20 protein-coding genes, 1 tRNA gene and 1 pseudogene are annotated in these 18,253 nt (G+C 54.2%); 5 read left to right on the forward strand and 17 right to left on the reverse strand.

Annotation, left to right across the window (positions count from 1 at the left end; translation table 11 throughout):
• Positions 1-25: 25 nt before the first annotated feature.
• Complete coding sequence (locus N436_RS21245) at positions 26-742, reverse strand: hypothetical protein (protein WP_110741884.1); 717 nt, start codon at positions 740-742, stop codon at positions 26-28.
• Positions 743-1,224: 482 nt separating this feature from the next.
• Between N436_RS21245 and N436_RS21250 the strand changes: the two genes are divergently transcribed.
• Together N436_RS21250 and N436_RS21255 are read left to right on the forward strand one after the other, a co-directional pair.
• On the forward strand, positions 1,225-1,467 hold the full coding sequence (locus N436_RS21250; protein ID WP_110741885.1) for a hypothetical protein: 243 nt from the start codon (positions 1,225-1,227) through the stop codon (positions 1,465-1,467).
• 160 nt (positions 1,468-1,627) lie between these two features.
• Positions 1,628-1,894: a DUF3077 domain-containing protein gene (locus tag N436_RS21255; RefSeq protein WP_110741886.1), complete on the forward strand. Its 267-nt coding sequence runs from the start codon at positions 1,628-1,630 to the stop codon at positions 1,892-1,894.
• Between the two features lie 118 nt (positions 1,895-2,012).
• On the opposite strand, the gene N436_RS21260 is transcribed toward N436_RS21255, so the two are convergent.
• The 13 genes and pseudogenes from N436_RS21260 to thrS form a co-directional block, all read right to left on the reverse strand.
• Positions 2,013-2,819 (reverse strand): HNH endonuclease, encoded by an 807-nt coding sequence (locus N436_RS21260; RefSeq protein WP_110741887.1) that lies wholly within the window; start codon positions 2,817-2,819, stop codon positions 2,013-2,015.
• A gap of 175 nt (positions 2,820-2,994) precedes the next feature.
• Positions 2,995-3,172: pseudogene (locus N436_RS21265) on the reverse strand (transposase domain-containing protein); the annotation flags it as partial.
• Positions 3,173-3,648: 476 nt separating this feature from the next.
• Positions 3,649-5,736, reverse strand: coding sequence for an ATP-binding protein (locus N436_RS21270; protein ID WP_110741888.1), 2,088 nt, complete (start codon positions 5,734-5,736; stop codon positions 3,649-3,651).
• Positions 5,737-5,790: 54 nt separating this feature from the next.
• Positions 5,791-7,122: a site-specific DNA-methyltransferase gene (locus N436_RS28425; protein ID WP_146232446.1), complete on the reverse strand. Its 1,332-nt coding sequence runs from the start codon at positions 7,120-7,122 to the stop codon at positions 5,791-5,793.
• A gap of 364 nt (positions 7,123-7,486) precedes the next feature.
• Positions 7,487-7,563: transfer RNA gene (locus N436_RS21275), tRNA-Pro, on the reverse strand.
• A 105-nt stretch (positions 7,564-7,668) separates the two neighbouring features.
• Positions 7,669-8,025 carry a MerR family transcriptional regulator gene (locus N436_RS21280; RefSeq protein ID WP_003250681.1) on the reverse strand — a complete coding sequence of 119 codons (357 nt, stop codon included), beginning with the start codon at positions 8,023-8,025 and terminating at the stop codon, positions 7,669-7,671.
• Positions 8,006-8,308: an integration host factor subunit alpha gene (gene ihfA / locus N436_RS21285; protein ID WP_003250679.1), complete on the reverse strand. Its 303-nt coding sequence runs from the start codon at positions 8,306-8,308 to the stop codon at positions 8,006-8,008. Before ihfA ends, N436_RS21280 begins: the two co-directional genes overlap by 20 nt.
• A 4-nt stretch (positions 8,309-8,312) precedes the next feature.
• Positions 8,313-10,694: a phenylalanine--tRNA ligase subunit beta gene (pheT, locus tag N436_RS21290; protein WP_110741889.1), complete on the reverse strand. Its 2,382-nt coding sequence runs from the start codon at positions 10,692-10,694 to the stop codon at positions 8,313-8,315.
• 33 nt (positions 10,695-10,727) lie between these two features.
• Positions 10,728-11,744 carry a phenylalanine--tRNA ligase subunit alpha gene (pheS, locus tag N436_RS21295; RefSeq protein WP_003250674.1) on the reverse strand — a complete coding sequence of 339 codons (1,017 nt, stop codon included), beginning with the start codon at positions 11,742-11,744 and terminating at the stop codon, positions 10,728-10,730.
• 109 nt (positions 11,745-11,853) lie between these two features.
• Positions 11,854-12,210, reverse strand: a complete 357-nt coding sequence (gene rplT / locus N436_RS21300) for a 50S ribosomal protein L20 (RefSeq protein ID WP_003250671.1) — start codon at positions 12,208-12,210, stop codon at positions 11,854-11,856.
• Between the two features lie 27 nt (positions 12,211-12,237).
• Complete coding sequence (gene rpmI / locus N436_RS21305; RefSeq protein ID WP_003250667.1) at positions 12,238-12,432, reverse strand: 50S ribosomal protein L35; 195 nt, start codon at positions 12,430-12,432, stop codon at positions 12,238-12,240.
• Between the two features lie 62 nt (positions 12,433-12,494).
• Positions 12,495-13,046: a translation initiation factor IF-3 gene (infC, locus tag N436_RS21310; RefSeq protein WP_177337068.1), complete on the reverse strand. Its 552-nt coding sequence runs from the start codon at positions 13,044-13,046 to the stop codon at positions 12,495-12,497.
• Complete coding sequence (thrS, locus tag N436_RS21315; RefSeq protein WP_060497300.1) at positions 13,046-14,968, reverse strand: threonine--tRNA ligase; 1,923 nt, start codon at positions 14,966-14,968, stop codon at positions 13,046-13,048. Before thrS ends, infC begins: the two co-directional genes overlap by 1 nt.
• 337 nt (positions 14,969-15,305) lie before the next feature.
• Here thrS and N436_RS21320 point away from each other — a divergent pair, with 337 nt between their 5' ends.
• Complete coding sequence (locus N436_RS21320) at positions 15,306-15,611, forward strand: hypothetical protein (RefSeq protein ID WP_016711340.1); 306 nt, start codon at positions 15,306-15,308, stop codon at positions 15,609-15,611.
• A gap of 162 nt (positions 15,612-15,773) precedes the next feature.
• Positions 15,774-15,986 carry a cold-shock protein gene (locus N436_RS21325; RefSeq protein ID WP_003250656.1) on the forward strand — a complete coding sequence of 71 codons (213 nt, stop codon included), beginning with the start codon at positions 15,774-15,776 and terminating at the stop codon, positions 15,984-15,986.
• Between the two features lie 77 nt (positions 15,987-16,063).
• Here the strand turns inward: N436_RS21325 and N436_RS21330 are convergent, their stop codons facing one another.
• A complete protein-coding gene (locus N436_RS21330) occupies positions 16,064-16,384 on the reverse strand; it encodes an I78 family peptidase inhibitor (RefSeq protein WP_105946723.1) in 321 nt (106 codons plus the stop codon).
• A 257-nt stretch (positions 16,385-16,641) separates the two neighbouring features.
• Between N436_RS21330 and N436_RS21335 the strand changes: the two genes are divergently transcribed.
• Positions 16,642-16,854, forward strand: a complete 213-nt coding sequence (locus N436_RS21335; RefSeq protein WP_105946722.1) for a hypothetical protein — start codon at positions 16,642-16,644, stop codon at positions 16,852-16,854.
• Here the strand turns inward: N436_RS21335 and N436_RS21340 are convergent.
• Both N436_RS21340 and N436_RS21345 read right to left on the reverse strand, forming a co-directional pair.
• Entirely contained in the window at positions 16,826-17,827 is a 1,002-nt protein-coding gene (locus N436_RS21340; protein WP_105946721.1) for a nucleoside hydrolase, read from the reverse strand. The two genes, N436_RS21335 and N436_RS21340, sit on opposite strands and share 29 nt — an antisense overlap.
• Positions 17,828-17,937: 110 nt before the next feature.
• The coding region (locus N436_RS21345) for an IS3 family transposase (protein WP_146232682.1) at positions 17,938-18,253 on the reverse strand (316 nt) is incomplete at its 5' end.

Genomic DNA, 18,253 nt, shown 5'->3' on the forward strand with positions numbered 1-18,253 from the left:
CACTCGCCACCTTTAACCGCTGTTATCAGGGCTTCATCAGCGGCTCGATGCCGATCCATTTCTTCACCGGGTGATAACACAGCTGCAAGGGCGGAATTTCCACCTTTCGCCCCTGCACCTGCAATCTACCCATGTTGATCGTCCACTTGGAATCGGCGTTCAGCTTGTCCGTCTGGAAGATTATATAAGCCGAGCCGTAGCGCTTGTTGTTGGTGAGTTTGGGAATGCGCCGGTGTACTTCATCGCTGTTGATGTCGTACGGCGATGGCCTGGCAGCCCGCTCAGTCACAGACGGGAAGTCGTAGATATCGTTGAGGCCCACGTACACCTCGGGCCGCGCATTCAGGCGCGAGCCGTCTTCAAAGGTGATGTAGGCCTGACGGCTGTCGTACAGCACCGGGATTGGCGGTTCGCCACGCTTGGAATCGGTCGACGGGCGCTGGCGGTCCTTGTTGTAGGCGATCATCTGCACGAAGAATTCCGGGCGTGGGTATTCCTCGCCGGGGTATTGCACGTGCAGGCCTTGCTCGTAGCGCTTTTCGCCCCATTGGGCGGCGTGGTCGTAGAGGTAGGTTTCCAGGTAGAGGGTGGTTTCGCCTTTTGCACCTGGGACTTTGAACTGGAATTCGGAGTCGCAGAGGTCCGCGTAGGCGGCGCGTTCGCGTTTCCAGGGGAGACAGGCGGTTAGTGAGGCTGTAGCCAGCAGGAGCAGGAGGGAGGTGGCGCGCTTGAGGTTGGTCATGACCTGCCTTGGTCTGGGTGCGAGAGGGGCAGTTTCGGGGGATGGGGGGCGGAAGTCCATGGTGACTGTTTGACATCATCGGGACATGGCTGGATACAGGGACGGATCGGTGGTTTGCTTTTTGAGAGGTTTGGAGCGTTGGCCGAGTAGCGAACACGGCAGAATTCAATGGCAAACGCGGAGGAAGAATCAGAAAAAAGAACTTCCTTGTAAGGCATTTCCCAAAGATACTCCCTGCGCCTGCTTTTCGTTGCACACATAAATCTTGAGCCCTAGTCTCGACCCGTCGCTGCCAATTCAGCGACCGGTTTTGACAGGCCGTCGATTGTTGTCCGTGTGCATACGCTTATGGCGGCTGTACGTGCGGGCACCCTCGTGTGCGCCGAGTGCCAACAATCTCGGTCTGTCAACCCGCGTACAGCTGCCACCCTCCCGTTTGACAGCGAGGTGGATAGCAGCTCAACCATTGTTGGAGCGTGAGCATGCTGAAGATTGTCCCTGATCCACCCCATAAAACTCTCTGCCTTGAAGACACCTTGATCCAGGCAACGGAATACGCACTATGCGCTGCGACCGTTGTGCATCAGGCCATACTGCTGCAGCCCAAGTCGCCTGTGTCGATTCTGATGATGACCTCGATGCATGAACTGGAGACGCTGCGCGCTTTGCTTGAATCCGCGCTGGTTCAGCTACAGGTGCCCACCGAGCCCAGGACTTCGCACTGAGGCCTTACTGATTGTGTCGCCTGGGCATGGCCCATTATCGGCAAGCCAGGCCCCAACAGTGAACTGACCTATGTCACAGGCCTTACGCTTGTGAGCGGCTGTGGGGGATTGCTGGCTTTGACGTCAGCCCAGGTATTTGAGATTTCGGGGAGATTGAACAATGTCTACAGAAGAAGAAACCAAATTCACCGTTGGCAAAACTACCTTTTATCAAGGAGCGAACCAGACCCATCCCCTCTTCCGCATCGAAGCTGGCATCCCGTGCCAGAGCGCTCGCGAACAGGCTTCGGAGCTGATGGGTTATGCGCGGGATATGACCCTGGACGGTTTGATGGACGACAAGCCGCAGCTGATCTGGGCATCACACTACCTCTGCGCCATGGCGAAAGCACTTATGGATGATGCTGAGCTGGGGATGATGCGCTGAATTACGTTTTCCTTACCGGATGCCTTCAAAATCTAAATTGTCTCTGGTTTTGAAGGTGCTCCGACTCCCCTAACCCACTTTACGATGATCCACGATCAAACATCCTCCTTATCAGTCATCACATCACGCAACCAGAGTCAATAATCCACCGACCGCGCAACATGCCTTTCAACTCATCAACGCTTAGAGTTACATCCCGCTTGCGGTGTACTACTGCATGGCAGTTGGCACATAACGTCACAAGATCTGTCTCAGGATCAACGGCCTGTACTCCATCAAATTTTGAAATCGGTACCACGTGGTGTACGTGCACGAAGTTCTTCGCGTGCTCACCGTAAGCCCGCTCGAAATTAAATCCACATGCCTTACAGTCAAGCCCGTGTATAGCAATCGCCTGTGCTCGTAGATCCTTCCGTCGCTCGTAGCGCGTCCCGAAGTAAGTAGACTCGCTACCTTCATAATAAGACTTAAAGTCGTCCACCCTATCCGGCGCAGCCGAGTCAGAACTAAAATCCAGTAACTTCGCACGACTTAAAATAACGCCATAGTCAATTTGAGAAATAGGACGAACAGAGTTGCGCCAATAGTTTACTGGTCGATCACCAATTACAGTCTCAAGGTATTTTCGACCTACTTTGAAGGGTACAGGACTTTCGAATGGAGTGTAATTTTTTATCAACGCAAAAGAGGCACCATCATCATTCCTACGATCTGCGTAGATTTTACCAATACGAGCTTTTGCAAAATAATGCGGACCGGAGTAGGGCCGCTTAGAAGCATAAATTTTATCCCTAATACGTGCCTTGTAATAGATCGCTTGATCACCCTCCTCCAGCTTAGATCGATAGTTTTTTGGAAAGTGATATACCGCACCGGTTACGTCATCCCATTTAGATTTGTCGTTTTCCACAATGACAACAGGCATCTTAACCTCCTTCTCTGATGGTATCAGCTTATCAAAGAAAGGAAATTTCCTACAGGGCAAGTAGAAAAAACCAGTCAGATGCACTGGCGCTGATAAGCGCTCGCACGGTTCAGTAAGAAGTTACGTAAGTGGTCCATACCCCCGTAGATGATGAGGCGGTACGTCAGCGATGCACTCAAGGCACGGGCAGCAGAACTTCGTGATCCTCAGTTGAGGACGCCTGCGCCAGGCGTTCCAGTGCGTGGCGCAGCCACGCAAAAGGCTCTTGGCCGTTGGCCGTTGGCTTTGCCAGTTTCGACCAGGCTGTAAAGCTGCGCGCTGGCAGTGGTGCCTTTGGGCGTGTCGCTGAAGAGCCTGCTTGCTGTCGGGACGCATCATGGCGGGCTGGCTCCAGATAGAAATCGGGAGCGCAGCATTGGGAATCAGGTGAACACTTGGAATGTGGAGATTATGGATCCCTTACCCGCATTGCAGATCGATCAAGCATTGCATAATCTCATGTGCAAGCGCTTGAGCATCTAATCAAATGTCTCTTGGCTTCGTCAGCCCCAAACCATTGGTTTATCGTTGACCATGGGTCAAACGCTCTGCCATGCACCATCCGTGCAGAGCAACCAAAGTGCACCGTTGAGCATTAGTCTGCACTCAGTAGGACTGGCCTCGACCATGCTCGAATGGAAAAGTCGGAGAACAACCTAAGCTTTGTATAAAAGTTTGTAACGCTTTGACATCTAAGAAATAATTTCCGTCGATGGCGGGCACTCTACAAAATCTCAGATTTCGAGGGGCAGCGTTTGTGATTCTCGCGACTTCGCATAGAGCCTAGCAACTAGATCCCTAACGCCAGCCTGAAATCAGCTTCTACAAGTTTTTCCATTTTAATATTTTCTAACTTCGCAACTTCCAAATTAACTAACACATCACATACCACGGCAAACAAACCACTCTTATTTGCACACTCTTCAATTTTTGGCTTTGTCAAATAACTCGATGACGAGTGCGCCCCAACATTAGAGAGCTTTACGGCATCTGAGAAATCTGACAAAATTAATAGGTTTGAAAGCGTATTAAATCCGATCCCAGACACTTCAGAAACTTCGGTCATTAGATTCATATTCTTTTTTAGCAAGAGCAAAACCTGAGATATATCGAATACTAAATCGCCTCGGAATCCCCTTTTCACCTCCGCCGCGAACCCGGAATTGCTGAGCTTAATAAACCATGACTTCCTAACTCTATATAGCTTCCTAAAAGAAATTTCAAATATACATCGAATTGAACTAGCAATTATAGGCAAATAATCATCTTTATGCCTGGACTGATAAGCCTTGTCTATTGCATGGATCAAACTAGATATTATACCACCCGAAATCTGATACATAGACTCGGACTCAATTGTAAAAAGTGATTTATTTATAGCTCCACCAGAGACATTAGAAACCCGTTTGGCGAAGCGTAACGATAGTTCAGTAAACACCAAGCCGGTATGAGGATCTAAATACTGAAAACCTATGAGCTTCTCACAAGGCTCCAAAATTGACTGCAAAACACGCCCCGCCGAAGGCAGGTTATCAATTAATATTTCGACCGCGCCATGATCAATATCATCAGCCGAGCTATTTTTAACCTGATAGATATATTTCGAGAGATCAATTTGCTCAGAAGGCGTATAAAATGTTACGGGAATTTTTCTGTCTATTAAAATTGAGGCAGCTTTTTTTGGTTGTTCGCCCACCTTCAGGTCAGGAAACGCTCTACCAGTAGGCACTTTATTATTAGGGCTTTTTTTTGCAAGCTCTTTTTTAATTTCAGAACCGTTAGTCTGAATTAAATCATTAAGGAATTTTAAGCTTCTCGAAATACTCTTAGTTAACGGCCCATCAACAAAATTAGTACGATCCGAATTAAATTCAATATCAGGACTTTGACTACTTAAGTTAACCCTACCAATCATCTGAGGCAATGAACTACCTGAGCTGGTTTTCCTTAACAGCTCCGGATCGAAAAGCACAGTATTGTTAAATAAATTTCTGTTGAAATAAACCAACGGATAAAGAGCATCATCGTGAACTCGTTTATTTAAATCAGAAATAGATTTAGAGTTCTTGCCTCTTCCAAAATGGAATATTACAAGCTCTAGCTTTATTGAATAGTCTGTCCTACACATATCTTGCGGCAGACCATCTACCGTTCTTACTTCCTTGCCACCATGATAAAACTCAACGCGATTATGGTCTGAATCAAAAGACACGTAGAAAAGCTGGTCGCTCTCGCTCTCTTGCTTGTAACTTTTCAATTTTTTCGTCGAGCAGGCATGGACTTTATTTTCGAGCTCGAGCTTGATATCAAAAGTCTCATCAATAATAGCCGCAGCCAACTTCTCTGAAACCTTTGAATCTTCTAAGTCTTCAAGTAATTCTTCAATGAAAGATTTGTTTGAGCGAATAAGTATTGTGGTACCTTTCCCTTCCACAACCTCCGTTACAATTGGAATTCTAGTTCCCGACAGATCATCTTTCGCTACGAGGCTAGACTTTTTCAAAGAGAATGTGCTCTGAACACCTCCCTTATTAGTAATCCACTCAACCTCATCCCCGAATTTAAAGGCTGCTAGAAATCCTAGCCCTTTGGAGCCCTGAGTAATGCGGCCAATGCCATTCTGCTCAACTAAATGTCCGTACTTTTTTGAACTCCTGGAAATATGAAAAAGGCCTTCGATTTCTTCAAGGCCCATACCGTTCCCTCTATCGGAAACGGTAACTAAATTCTTTGAAGGCTCAACCCGAATTGTGACATCTGGTGAAAACGCATCATAAGCATTTTTAATTAATTCATTCAACGCAAACAACGATGATGGTATTTTTTGAGACAATTCTTCAATCAATCGCCCATCAAACCTTAAAGAAGCAGCCGTCATATGAAATTCCTTTCCACTTGAATAGCCATATTCAATTTTGCTAACTTTTAAAGACTACAATTTCCGCATTATCAACACTTGCTCTTCAGTCATGGTTTTAGAGCTGCTATTCCTATTCGCCATTCGCTTATATGGTATAGTGCGATCTATTTCAAAAACAAATTGGCAATGCCGAGCTTCCAGGAGCTCTCTGAGAATACTATTTAACGGAATCTTATTAGCTGATATGTGCCTGTTGCCAAGCGTCCAAATAAGGTAGCCGTCTTTTTTTATTCTATAAAGCATCCCATCTAACGAAGCATCAAGATCTTTTATGAACGAAGCCAATCGATCAGGGCCATTATTATTATATTGAGATAGGGAATCGATACTTCTTGAAAAACTTCTCGACATATCTCTTAACCGATCGATCCCCAAGATCGCATTTCTTTGCACGCCACCAAGACTCGCTCTGTCAATAGCGGACGCATTAGCCAATAATCCATTCGGCACCGTATTGCGAAGATCGGTTGTATCTATCCACATGAGCGGAAGGTAAGAGAACTGCCCATAGGGGACAGTGGTGGAATTATCACCATAGGGGGGAGAAGTAATCAACATATCATGCCTCGAAAAATCAGACTTTCGAGGAGCACTCTTGACATCGGAAATAGAGAGATCAACCGCACTTAAAAGACTGGACTTTGACAATAAACCCTTAGAGTCCAATAGCTTCATTTGTTCTTTTTTTAATCCAAAATTGCACTCGAGCTTACTTTTAAACAAGGTAAAACTACATCCAACTTGCTCCAGACCATCCTGGTCTTTCATATGAAGCTTGTATGTGGAAGTTCTCGAATTACAACTTCCTCTGACAGTATCACTAAAAGCAATCCAGAAAAATCTGCGGGCCCATTTGCTAGGCTCTGCCATTATCGAACGCCTAATCCTACTTAATTCAATCTGAATTCTGGGCAGAAACCATTTGTCAATTTTAGGGAAGCTTACATCCACTGTAATTAATCTGTCACTCTCTACGCGAGCATTAAGGTTGAAAATCTTCTCTTCCAATGAAGAAATGTAAAATGCATCTGACTTTGTCTCACAAGCGAGAATGGCAAGAGGATTTATATCTATCCCTTGAAAATCTAGACCCCTTACAATTGCTTCACCCAAAGTTGTCCCAGACCCTACAAAGGGATCAAAAAGAGACTTAATTTCGGGTTTATGCTTTAAAAAAATATCAATCAATTCGCCTTGCATTTCGGGAACCATCATCGCTGGATATTTTATAAACCCATGACAATGTGTTCTTTTAGCTCTGCGAGAGAACGACCAATACTCTTTATCGAGATCACGTAGCGAAGCTATTTGGTGTACTATTTTTTCATCTAAAGAAGATGACATACCAGGTCCCTTGCAGAATTCATTGCAGAGCGAAGAGTAGATTTTTCGGAGCTGCCGATGGCTCCAATCCAGGCTTTCGCACCTTATCCCTGCGCTAAGGGCATTCTAACATCATTCAAGAACTATATGGAGCGCCAAGCAGATTCTACGAATAGGGCAGGACACCATCGGCTCGCTACTAAATTCAACCTTCTCTACGCGGATCTCATTAAACCATTTAGGAAACCAACAGTTCGATAATGTGGATGCAAGGCTTCAGGATAAAGTTACGCGAGCAACAAAGCGGACTCCCTAAGGGCCAGCGATTTTCGAGAAAACAAAAAAAATCCAGCCATTTTTCAATGGCTGGATTTCTAGGGTTTTTTGGTCGGGACGGAGTGATTCGAACACTCGACCCCTTGCACCCCATGCAAGTGCGCTACCGGGCTGCGCTACGCCCCGACTACATTCTCGTAACCTCTGAGAACGATGAAGAATCTAACCTAACTCTCTGATAAATGAAAGCTTTTTCTCAAAAAATTTTCCACTCATCAGAAAAAGCCCAGCTCACTTCTTCAACACCACCAACACATCCTCCAATTCAACAATCATCTGCCGAATCAGCTGCTTGTACTGGCTCGATTCATCCTTAGCCTCATCACTGGAAAGCCGCAACCGCGCCCCGCCAATGGTGAAGCCCTGGTCATACAGCAGCGCACGAATCTGGCGGATCATCAGCACGTCCTGCCGCTGGTAATACCGCCGGTTCCCCCGCCGCTTCACAGGGTTAAGCTGGTCGAACTCCTGCTCCCAATACCGCAGCACGTGTGGCTTTACGGCACACAGCTCGCTCACTTCACCAATGGTGAAGTAGCGTTTGCCCGGAATGGGGGGCAGTTCGTCGTTATGGCTTGGTTCCAGCATAGGCCTCAACCCGGGCCTTCAACTTCTGCCCTGGACGAAAGGTGACGACGCGCCGTGCGGTAATCGGGATCTCTTCCCCTGTCTTGGGGTTGCGGCCCGGCCGCTGGCGTTTGTCGCGAAGGTCGAAGTTGCCGAAACCGGACAGCTTCACCTGCTCGTTCTCTTCAAGTGCGTGCCGAATTTCTTCGAAAAACAGCTCGACCAGCTCCTTGGCCTCACGCTTGTTAAGCCCCAGCTCCTCGTACAGCCTTTCGGCCATCTCAGCTTTCGTCAGAGCACCCATGCCGTTATTTCCTTAACGTGGTGTTCAACCTTTGTTCGAGCGAGGTGAGGATGTTTTGCAGGGTAGTGTTCACCTCATCGTCGTTAAGAGTGCGCGATGGATGCTGCCAGGTCAAGCCGACGGCAAGGCTTTTTCTATCAGGATCAATGCCTTTACCTTGGTAGACATCAAACAGCCTGAGGTCTGTGAGCCATTCGCCTGCATTGTCACGAATTAATTCAAGCACCGCGCTAGAAGCTACATCACGTCCTGCAATCAACGCCAGGTCACGACGGGTTTCCGGGAACTTGGACAGTTCGCTGAATTTCGGCAGGCGGCCTTCGACCACGTCGCCCAGCACCAGCTCGAACAGGAACACCGGGCGGTCCAGGCCCAAGGCTTTGGCAAGCTCCGGGTGGATGGCGCCGAGGTAGCCGACCAGTTTGCCGTCGCGTTCGATGGCGGCGGTTTGGCCTGGGTGCAGGGCGGGGTGTTTGCCGGCGCTGAAGGTGAAGTCGCTCAGGGCGCCGGAGTAGCCCAGCAGGGCTTCCACGTCAGCTTTAACGTCGAAGAAGTCGACGCCGTCGCGGCCGTTGGCCCAGCCTTCTGGCAGACGGCTACCGGTGATGACGCCGGCAATCATTGGCTGCTGTTGCAGGTCACCCAGCTGGCCGACGAAGCGCAGGCCGCTTTCGAACAGACGCACGCGGTCTTGCTGGCGGTTCAGGTTGTGCTGCAGCGCCTTGACCAGGCCCGGCCACAGGGACGCACGCATGGCGGCCATGTCGCTGGAGATGGGGTTGGCCAGCAGCAGCGGCTCTACGCCTGGGCTGAACAGTTCGAACAGTTTCGGGTCGATGAAGCTGTAGGTGATGGCTTCCTGGTAGCCGCGGGCAACCAGCAGGCGGCGCAGGGTTGGCAGGTCACCACGGGTTTCCGGCTTGCCTTGTGGGGCCAGGCGGGCTTGCGGGTAACGTACCGGCAGGTTGTTGTAACCGTACAGGCGGGCCAGCTCTTCGATCAGGTCGACTTCCAGACTGATGTCGAAGCGGTGACTTGGCACGGTGACAGTCCACTGCCCTTCCCCGCTCTTGGCCGTGGTCAGCTCCAGGGCGTTGAGCAGTTGCTCGACCTGGGCCGGGTCCATTTGCATGCCAAGCATCTGGGTGATGCGTTCGTCGCGCAGGGTGACCGGGGCCACTTGCGGCAGGTGCTGTTCGCTGACGGCTTCGACGATCGGGCCGGCTTCGCCGCCGACGATGTCCAGCAGCAGCTGGGTGGCGCGCTCCATGGCTTCGCGAGCCAGCTGCGAGTCGACGCCGCGCTCGTAGCGGTGCGAGGCATCGGTGTGCAGGCCGTAGGAACGGGCTTTACCGGCGACGGAAATCGGCTCGAAGAAGGCGCTTTCCAGGAACAGGTCGCGGGTTTTTTCGGTGTTTACACCGCTGTGCTCGCCACCCATGACGCCGGCGATGGCCAGGGCGCGGGTGTGGTCGGCGATGACCAGGGTATCGGCACGCAGGGCAACTTCCTGGCCGTCGAGCAGGACGAGTTTTTCGCCCTCTTCAGCCATGCGGACGCGGATGCCGCCGTTGATTTCTGCCAGGTCGAAGGCGTGCATCGGCTGGCCGAGTTCGAGCATCACGTAGTTGGTGATGTCGACGGCGGCGTCGATGCTGCGCACGTCGCTGCGGCGCAGGCGCTCGACCATCCACAGCGGGGTCGGCTTGCTGAGGTCGACGTTACGGATAACGCGGCCCAGGTAGCGTGGGCACGCGGCCGGGGCGCTGACTTCAACCGGGCGCACTTCGTCGTGGGCAGCCGGTACGGCTGGCACCACCGGGCGGGTGACCGGGGTGTCGTACAGGGCGCTGACGTCGCGGGCCAGGCCGGCGATGGACAGGCAGTCACCACGGTTCGGCGTAAGGCCGATTTCGATGCTGGCGTCGTCCAGGCTCAGGTAGGTGCGAATGTTTTCGCCAACCGGGGCGTCGGCTGCCAGTTCCAGCAGGCCGTCGTTTTCTTCGCTGATTTCCAGCTCGGCAGCCGAGCACAGCATGCCGAAGGACTCGACGCCGCGCAGCTTGGCTTTTTTGATCTTGAAGTCGCCAGACAGCTCGGCGCCGATCATGGCGAACGGAATCTTGATGCCTGGGCGGGCGTTAGGCGCGCCGCACACGACCTGGAAGGTTTCCTGGCCGTTGCTTACCTGGCACACGCGCAGCTTGTCGGCGTCCGGGTGTTGTTCGGTGGCGAGGATTTCGCCCACGACAATGCCGCTGAACTGGCCGGCAGCGGGGGTTACGCTGTCGACTTCGAGGCCGGCCATGGACAGGCGGGCGACCAGTTCGTCACGGGAGACTTGCGGGTTTACCCAACCGCGCAGCCACTGTTCACTGAATTTCATGCTGTTCTCCTGAAAGTTGCGTCGGGCATTGACCTAGCGGAATTGCGCGAGGAAGCGCAGGTCGTTATCGAAGAACAGACGCAAATCGTTGACGCCATAGCGCAGCATGGCCAGGCGCTCGGCGCCCATGCCGAAGGCGAAGCCCTGGAACTCTTCCGGGTCGATGCCAGACATGCGCAGCACGTTCGGGTGCACCATGCCGCAGCCCATCACTTCGAGCCAGCCGGTTTGCTTGCACACGCGGCAGCCATTGCCGGAACACATCACGCACTGGATGTCGACTTCAGCGGACGGCTCGGTGAACGGGAAGAACGATGGGCGGAAACGTACCGCCAGTTCTTTTTCGAAGAACACGCGCAGGAATTCTTCGATGGTGCCCTTGAGGTCGGCGAAGTTGATATCGCGATCGATCAGCAGGCCTTCGACCTGGTGGAACATCGGCGAGTGGGTGATATCCGAGTCGCAGCGGTATACGCGGCCCGGGCACACAATGCGGATCGGCGGCTGGGTGGACTCCATGGTCCGCACCTGCACCGGCGAGGTGTGGGTGCGCAGCAGCATGTTGGCATTGAAGTAGAAGGTGTCGTGCATCGCCCGGGCCGGGTGGTGGCCGGGGATGTTGAGCGCTTCGAAGTTGTGGTAGTCGTCTTCCACCTCTGGGCCTTCGGCAATGCCGTAGCCGATGTGGGTGAAGAACTGCTCGATGCGCTCGAGTGTACGGGTGATCGGGTGCAGGCCACCGGTGGCCTGGCCACGGCCTGGCAGGGTGACGTCAATGCACTCGGCAGCCAGGCGAGCGCTGAGCTCTGCCTCTTCAAAGGCGGCCTTGCGGGCATTGAGCACAACGGTGACGCGCTCTTTGGCGTCGTTGATCAGCGCGCCGACTTTCGGACGCTCTTCGGCTGGCAGGTTGCCCAGGGTCTTCATCACCTGGGTCAGCTCGCCCTTCTTGCCGAGATAATTTACCCGGATCTGTTCCAGGGCATTGATGTCTTCAGCGCGCTCCACGGCCTCCAGGGCTTGAGAGACCAGCGCATCCAGGTTTTCCATGTACAGACTCCAGATACGAAAATAGGGGAAGAGCTTTGAAGGCTCTTCCCCTATCGATGACGTTCAATGCCCGACGGCGCTAGCGCCGCCGGGTGATTGCCTCGGGTACTTAAGCCAGAACGGCTTTAGCTTTCTCGACAATCGCAGCAAACGCCGCTTTTTCGTTCACTGCCAGATCGGCCAGAACCTTACGGTCGATTTCGATCGAAGCCTTTTTCAGGCCAGCAATCAGACGGCTGTAGGACAGACCGTTGGTGCGGGCACCGGCGTTGATACGAGCGATCCACAGTGCGCGGAACTGACGCTTCTTCTGACGACGGTCACGGTAGGCATATTGACCAGCCTTGATGACAGCCTGCTTGGCAACGCGGAATACGCGCGAGCGTGCACCGTAGTAGCCTTTAGCCAGTTTCAGAATTTTCTTGTGACGCTTACGAGCGATGACGCCACGCTTAACACGAGCCATGAGTAACTTCCTCTATCTAAACCAGAATTAACGTACGCGCAGCATGCGCTCGACTTTTGCCACGTCAGACGGGTGCAGCAGGCTGGCACCGCGCAGTTGACGCTTACGCTTGGTCGACATTTTGGTCAGGATGTGGCTCTTGAAAGCGTGCTTGTGCTTGAAGCCGGAAGCGGTCTTCAGGAAGCGCTTCGCAGCACCGCTCTTGGTTTTCATTTTTGGCATGTTGGAACTCCGCATTCGATAAAAATTACACAATAATCATCAGGCCTGCCGTGCCCGGGAGATTACTTCTTCTTTTTGGGGGCGATGACCATCATAAGCTGGCGTCCTTCCATCTTAGGATGCTGCTCAACGGCGCCGTATTCGGCGAGGTCGGCTTCGACCCGCTTCAACAGCTCCATGCCCAGCTCCTGGTGGGCCATCTCACGGCCGCGGAATCTCAGAGAGATCTTGGCCTTGTCCCCATCGGTAAGGAAACGTACCAGGTTGCGTAGTTTTACCTGGTAATCCCCTTCTTCCGTCCCTGGACGAAACTTGATTTCTTTGATCTGGATCTGCTTCTGGTTTTTCTTGGCTTCGTTGGCCTGCTTCTTCTTCTCGAAGAGGTGCTTGCCGTAGTCCATCACCTTGCAGACGGGCGGTTGCGCGTCTGCAGAGATTTCCACCAGATCCAGCTTCGCTTCATCAGCGATACGAAGCGCTTCATCAATCGAGACGATGCCAATCTGCTCGCCGTCAGCGCCAATTAACCGAACCTCGCGTGCCGAGATATTCTCGTTGATCGGGGCTTTCGGTGCAGTTCGTTTATCGTTTCTCATTTCACGCTTAATAGTCATTACTCCGATTCTAGGCGACCGCGCTGGGCAACAGCGCTGTTGAGCAGCTGCGTGAATTCAGCCACCGGCATGGAGCCGAGGTCTTTGCCTTCACGGGTGCGTACGGCGACGGTCTGCGTTTCGACTTCGCGATCCCCTATAACCAAAAGGTACGGGACCTTGAGCAAAGTATGCTCGCGGATTTTAAAGCCGATCTTCTCATTTCTCAAGTCCGACTTGGCACGGAAACCGCTACCGTTCAGGGTATTTTCTACCTCGAGGGCAAAATCGGCCTGTTTGTCGGTGATATTCATGATCACAGCCTGGGTTGGCGCCAGCCAGGCCGGGAACACGCCAGCATAGTGCTCGATCAGCATGCCGATGAAGCGCTCGAACGAACCAAGGATGGCGCGGTGCAGCATGACCGGGCGTACTCGGCTGTTATCTTCGGCGATATAGCTGGCATCCAGGCGCTCTGGCAGGTTCGGGTCGTACTGCAGGGTACCGCACTGCCAGTTACGGCCGAGGCAGTCGCGCAGGGTGAACTCGATTTTCGGGCCGTAGAAGGCGCCTTCGCCTGGCTGGTATTCCCACTCCAGGCCGGATTCGTTCAGGGCGTCGGCCAGTGCACCTTCAGCACGGTCCCACAGCTCTTCGGAGCCCACACGCTTGGCCGGGCGGGTCGACAGCTTCATGGCGATGTCGGTGAAGCCGAAGTCCTTGTACACGTCCAGGGTCAGCTTGATGAAGTCGGCGGCCTCTTTCTTCACCTGTTCTTCGGTGCAGAAGATGTGCGCGTCGTCTTGCACGAAGCCACGCACGCGCATGATGCCGTGCAGGGCGCCGGACGGCTCGTTACGGTGGCAGGCACCGAACTCGGCCAGGCGCAGCGGCAGGTCGCGGTAGCTCTTCAGGCCCTGGTTGAACACCTGCACGTGGCACGGGCAGTTCATCGGCTTTACCGCGTAGTCACGGCTTTCCGACGAAGTGGTGAACATGTTCTCGGCGTAGTTGGACCAGTGGCCGGAACGCTCCCAGAGGATGCGGTCGACAACCTGCGGGGTCTTGATTTCCTGGTAGCCGTTGACGCGCTGAACCTGGCGCATGTACTGCTCAAGCACCTGGTACACGGTCCAGCCGTTGGCGTGCCAGAACACCATACCCGGGGCTTCTTCCTGCAGGTGGAAGAGGTCGAGCTGCTTGCCGATCTTACGGTGGTCGCGTTTTTCGGCTTCTTCGATGCGCTGGATGTAGGCCGCCAGCTGCTTCTTGTCGGCCCAGGCGGTGCCGTACACGCGTTGCAGCTGCTCGTTCTTGGCATCGCCGCGCCAGTAGGCGCCGGACAGCTTGGTCAGCTTGAATGCCTTGAGGAAGCGGGTGTTCGGCACGTGCGGACCGCGGCACATGTCGACGTATTCTTCGTGGTAGTACAGGCCCATGGCCTGTTCGTCCGGCATGTCTTCGACCAGGCGCAGCTTGTAGTCTTCGCCACGGGCGGTGAACACGTCGATGACTTCGGCACGCGGGGTCACTTTCTTGACCACGTCGTAGTCTTTGTCGATCAGCTCCATCATGCGCTTTTCGATGGCGGCCATGTCTTCTGGGGTGAAGGGGCGCTCGTAGGCGATGTCGTAGTAGAAGCCTTCATCGATGACCGGGCCGATCACCATCTTGGCGGTCGGGTACAGCTGCTTCACGGCGTGGCCAACCAGGTGGGCACACGAGTGACGAATGATCTCCAGTCCCTCTGCATCTTTAGGGGTGATGATCTGCAGGGTGGCGTCGTGGCTGATCAGGTCGCAGGCGTCGACCAGCTTGCCGTCGACCTTGCCGGCCACGGTGGCCTTGGCCAGGCCGGCGCCGATGGACGCGGCGACTTCGGCTACGGATACGGCGTGATCAAACGAACGTTGACTGCCATCGGGAAGAGTAATAACGGGCATGGCGCCTCCTCTCCTAGTGGTGACCCCTACCAAAGGTCACGTGGGTTGGGATGAGCCAGTACAAGATCCGACCTGCCCTCCTTTACAGGAAGCCTGCCTCACAGTGGCAGAAGCCTTTCGGCTTGCGAGGGACGAACCAGAGTGACTGGAAAGAAAAAAGATAGCTGCAAGCTGAAAGTTGTCAGCTGCAAGCCGGGCATGCTAGCACGCGGGTTGCACGCCAGGCAGAAATATTTGGAAATTACGGACGTCGGCTGAACTAACGCGGAAAAATTCCTATCAGACCTTGGGAAGCAACCTACTCTTGATGAGACCTTAACCCAAGGAGTAACTGGTTATGCGAGTTCCGTCTCTTCTGGCCCTGGCGGCCGCTGGGGCCCTGCTGCTGCCGATGGCGGCGAACGCTGGCAACTTCCCACCAGGCAAGGAAGCTGGCTACATGGCCCAGTGCACGCAAGTGGCCAGCGGCCAGGGCGTTGACGCCGCGACCGCGAAAAAACACTGCGACTGCGGCGCCCAGGCCATCAAAAAGAATTTCACCGACGCGGAGATTGCCGACCTGGACAGCAACGACGGGGTGGACGCCAAGCTGATGCAGAAGGCCCAGACGGTCGTTCAGCAGGCGTGCAAGCCTAAGAGCTGAAACCTTAAAGCCAGGATCAGCCAGCCATTCTTTGAGCTGGATCAATATCCTGCGAAGGTAAAAGGCGCTAGATGCGCAGAATTAGACTATGATGTGTCCCGTGCTCCGTAGCCTCGGCCGCATTGCACCACTGAAAAAACTAAATGTTCTGGAGATTCACCCATGTCCAATCGCCAACAAGGCACCGTCAAATGGTTCAATGATGAGAAAGGCTACGGCTTCATCACCCCAGCAGGCGGCGGCGACGACCTGTTCGTTCACTTCAAAGCCATCGAATCTGACGGCTTCAAGAGCCTGAAAGAAGGCCAGACTGTTTCCTTCGTCGCCGAGCGCGGCCAGAAGGGCATGCAGGCTGCACAGGTTCGTCCGGAGTAATTCGGATAGCTGTAAAAAAACCCGCCCTTGTGGCGGGTTTTTTTATGGGTGTTGCACCCGCCTGTACAGGCTTTGCATCAACCGCAGTTAACGCGGGTGACCTTGCCTTGCTCGTCTACATTCAGGTTCAGGCGCTCGGAGCGGTACTCCAGGGTGACCACGTCGTGCGGCTTGAGAATACGTGCCATCTGCGAGCCACTGGCCTTGCGCGCCTGCTCCAGCAGCTCGGCACTGCCTTGCTTGCCAATGGCGAAATCGGCACCGCTGGCCTCGCAACGGCCATCATTGCCAGCCGCTGCGGCTGGTGCACCGCCACCACCTGAGTTACCGCCAGTGCTGCAACCAGCCAGGACAGCAGCCACCGCCAGGGTTGCCAACATTGCACGGGTACGGAACATGAAGCCTCCTAAATCGATCTGGGAACTGTCTGTTCCGACAGCTCCACCAAGAATTCGTTGCAAAACCGCGCAAGTCTGCCTGAACCAGGCGCCCTGAGCGAAAGGCAATCGTGACCGAATTTTACCAGTCAGCCGACGAGGCGCTTGGTTTGCGCTGCAAAGTCATGATTTACTTTAGGAAGTGAAGGCACAGTGCCTCCCCGAATACCAGGATCCGGTATTCGCCCCTCCGCCCCGGGCCCAAGCGAGAGCCTTTCATGAGCAGCCACAGCATCGATGCCGATATCAAGGTCAAATGGGCCGAAGGCCAAAGCGCGTACAGCCCTGGCACGCCGGAAGAGTTGCTGCTGATTGCTATCGACCTGCTGGTGCGCGACAACGGCGCCGAGGCGGCACGCAGCTTCATCGACCAGGTGTTCGAGCGCTACGCGCCGCACGCGGCTATTCCAATCGCGCCAAACGGGCGCTAAGCAGGTCGAACAGCCCCTGGGCATCGCCCTGCTCCACCCACATCACATTGGCGGGCTGCTTAAGCACGCCGTACCAGTCGGCAAGGGTCTGGCCGAAGGTCGGGCCTTCGCGGCTGTCGATGCTCATGTGGATGCGCCGGCCGCTGAACAACTCGGGTTTTAGCAAGTAAGCGATGACGCTGGCGTCATGCACCGGACCACCGGGCATACCGTACAGGTCCATGTCGTGGGTGATGTAGGCGTTGAGGATATCCACCACCCGTTTACTGGCCTGATTGTTCACTGCGGCCAGTTGCTTTAAGCGAGCATCGCTGGTCAGCAGCTTGTGGGTGACGTCCAGCGGCAGGTAGGTGAGCTGTACACCACTGGCCAGCACCACCTGGGCTGCATGCGGGTCGGCGTAGAGGTTGAATTCCGCTGCCGGGGTGATGTTGCCGCCGTTGAAATGGGCGCCGCCCATGACCACCACTTCCTTGATACCTTTGGCGATTTCCGGGCGCTGGACCAATGCCAGGGCCAGGTTGGTCTGTGGGCCCAGCATGGCCACGGTGATGCTGTGCGGTTTGGCGGCGCCGAGGGTGTCGACCAGATATTGCACGGCGTTGCCTTGGGCCAGAGGCTTCTTCGGTTCGTGTACGGGGACGCCGGTCAGGCCTTCTTCGCCGTGGACGTCGGCGGCGTAGATGGGCGTGCGTACCAGCGGGCGGGCGGCACCGGCATAGACGGGGATGTCTTCACGGCCGGCCCATTCACGGGCCAGGCGGGCGTTGCGCGAGGTTTTGTCCAGGCGCACGTTGCCGGCCACGGTGGTGATGGCGCGGATGTTGAGTTCGTCGGGCGAGGCCATGGCCAGGAACAGCGCGACCACGTCGTCGGCGCCGGGGTCGGTGTCGATGATCAGGTCGATCGGGGCAGCCTGGAGGGTGGTGGCGGTGGCCATGAGGGCAAGTCCTTGTAGCAGGGGTTTGAGCATGGGGTGGCACTCCTGTTGCCTGAGTAGTGATTTCCGGGGCTGCTTTGCAGCCCAATCGCCGGCAAGCCAGCTCCCACAGGTATGGACTGCCCCCCAAAAGTTGGACAGTTTTAGCCAGTGGTCTGAGTCCTGTAGCTCACAGGGCTCAGGCCATTGAGTTTCAGCCTGATGCGGTCATGGTTGTAGTAGTGAATGTACTCATCCAGTCCCGCTTTTAGTTCCTCGACACTCTCAAAGCGATTCAGGTAGAAAAACTCCGACTTGAGCGTGCCGAAGAAGCTTTCCATCGCCGCATTATCCAGGCAATTGCCTTTGCGGGACATGCTCTGCTTCACACCTCGTGCGGCAAGTTTGTGACGGTATTGAGCCTGCTGATAATGCCACCCTTGATCCGAGTGGATGACTAGCTTGGGCTTTTCGCCCAGA

Source organism: Pseudomonas sp. RV120224-01b (assembly GCF_003208145.1).
GTDB lineage: Bacteria > Pseudomonadota > Gammaproteobacteria > Pseudomonadales > Pseudomonadaceae > Aquipseudomonas > Aquipseudomonas monteilii.

Bases quoted from the DNA above. Each gene is read 5' to 3' on its own strand.
- N436_RS21260 (WP_110741887.1), bottom strand. From the start codon at position 2,819: ATGCCTGTTGTCATTGTGGAAAACGACAAATCTAAATGGGATGACGTA.
- N436_RS21325 (WP_003250656.1), top strand. From the start codon at position 15,774: ATGTCCAATCGCCAACAAGGCACCGTCAAATGGTTCAATGATGAGAAA.
- N436_RS21330 (WP_105946723.1), bottom strand. From the start codon at position 16,384: ATGTTCCGTACCCGTGCAATGTTGGCAACCCTGGCGGTGGCTGCTGTC.
- N436_RS21245 (WP_110741884.1), bottom strand. From the start codon at position 742: ATGACCAACCTCAAGCGCGCCACCTCCCTCCTGCTCCTGCTGGCTACA.
- N436_RS21340 (WP_105946721.1), bottom strand. From the start codon at position 17,827: ATGCTCAAACCCCTGCTACAAGGACTTGCCCTCATGGCCACCGCCACC.
- pheT (WP_110741889.1), bottom strand. From the start codon at position 10,694: ATGAAATTCAGTGAACAGTGGCTGCGCGGTTGGGTAAACCCGCAAGTC.
- infC (WP_177337068.1), bottom strand. From the start codon at position 13,046: ATGACTATTAAGCGTGAAATGAGAAACGATAAACGAACTGCACCGAAA.
- N436_RS28425 (WP_146232446.1), bottom strand. From the start codon at position 7,122: ATGTCATCTTCTTTAGATGAAAAAATAGTACACCAAATAGCTTCGCTA.
- N436_RS21280 (WP_003250681.1), bottom strand. From the start codon at position 8,025: ATGCTGGAACCAAGCCATAACGACGAACTGCCCCCCATTCCGGGCAAA.
- N436_RS21270 (WP_110741888.1), bottom strand. From the start codon at position 5,736: ATGACGGCTGCTTCTTTAAGGTTTGATGGGCGATTGATTGAAGAATTG.
- rpmI (WP_003250667.1), bottom strand. From the start codon at position 12,432: ATGCCAAAAATGAAAACCAAGAGCGGTGCTGCGAAGCGCTTCCTGAAG.
- thrS (WP_060497300.1), bottom strand. From the start codon at position 14,968: ATGCCCGTTATTACTCTTCCCGATGGCAGTCAACGTTCGTTTGATCAC.
- ihfA (WP_003250679.1), bottom strand. From the start codon at position 8,308: ATGGGTGCTCTGACGAAAGCTGAGATGGCCGAAAGGCTGTACGAGGAG.
- N436_RS21320 (WP_016711340.1), top strand. From the start codon at position 15,306: ATGCGAGTTCCGTCTCTTCTGGCCCTGGCGGCCGCTGGGGCCCTGCTG.
- N436_RS21335 (WP_105946722.1), top strand. From the start codon at position 16,642: ATGAGCAGCCACAGCATCGATGCCGATATCAAGGTCAAATGGGCCGAA.
- N436_RS21255 (WP_110741886.1), top strand. From the start codon at position 1,628: ATGTCTACAGAAGAAGAAACCAAATTCACCGTTGGCAAAACTACCTTT.
- pheS (WP_003250674.1), bottom strand. From the start codon at position 11,744: ATGGAAAACCTGGATGCGCTGGTCTCTCAAGCCCTGGAGGCCGTGGAG.
- rplT (WP_003250671.1), bottom strand. From the start codon at position 12,210: ATGGCTCGTGTTAAGCGTGGCGTCATCGCTCGTAAGCGTCACAAGAAA.
- N436_RS21250 (WP_110741885.1), top strand. From the start codon at position 1,225: ATGCTGAAGATTGTCCCTGATCCACCCCATAAAACTCTCTGCCTTGAA.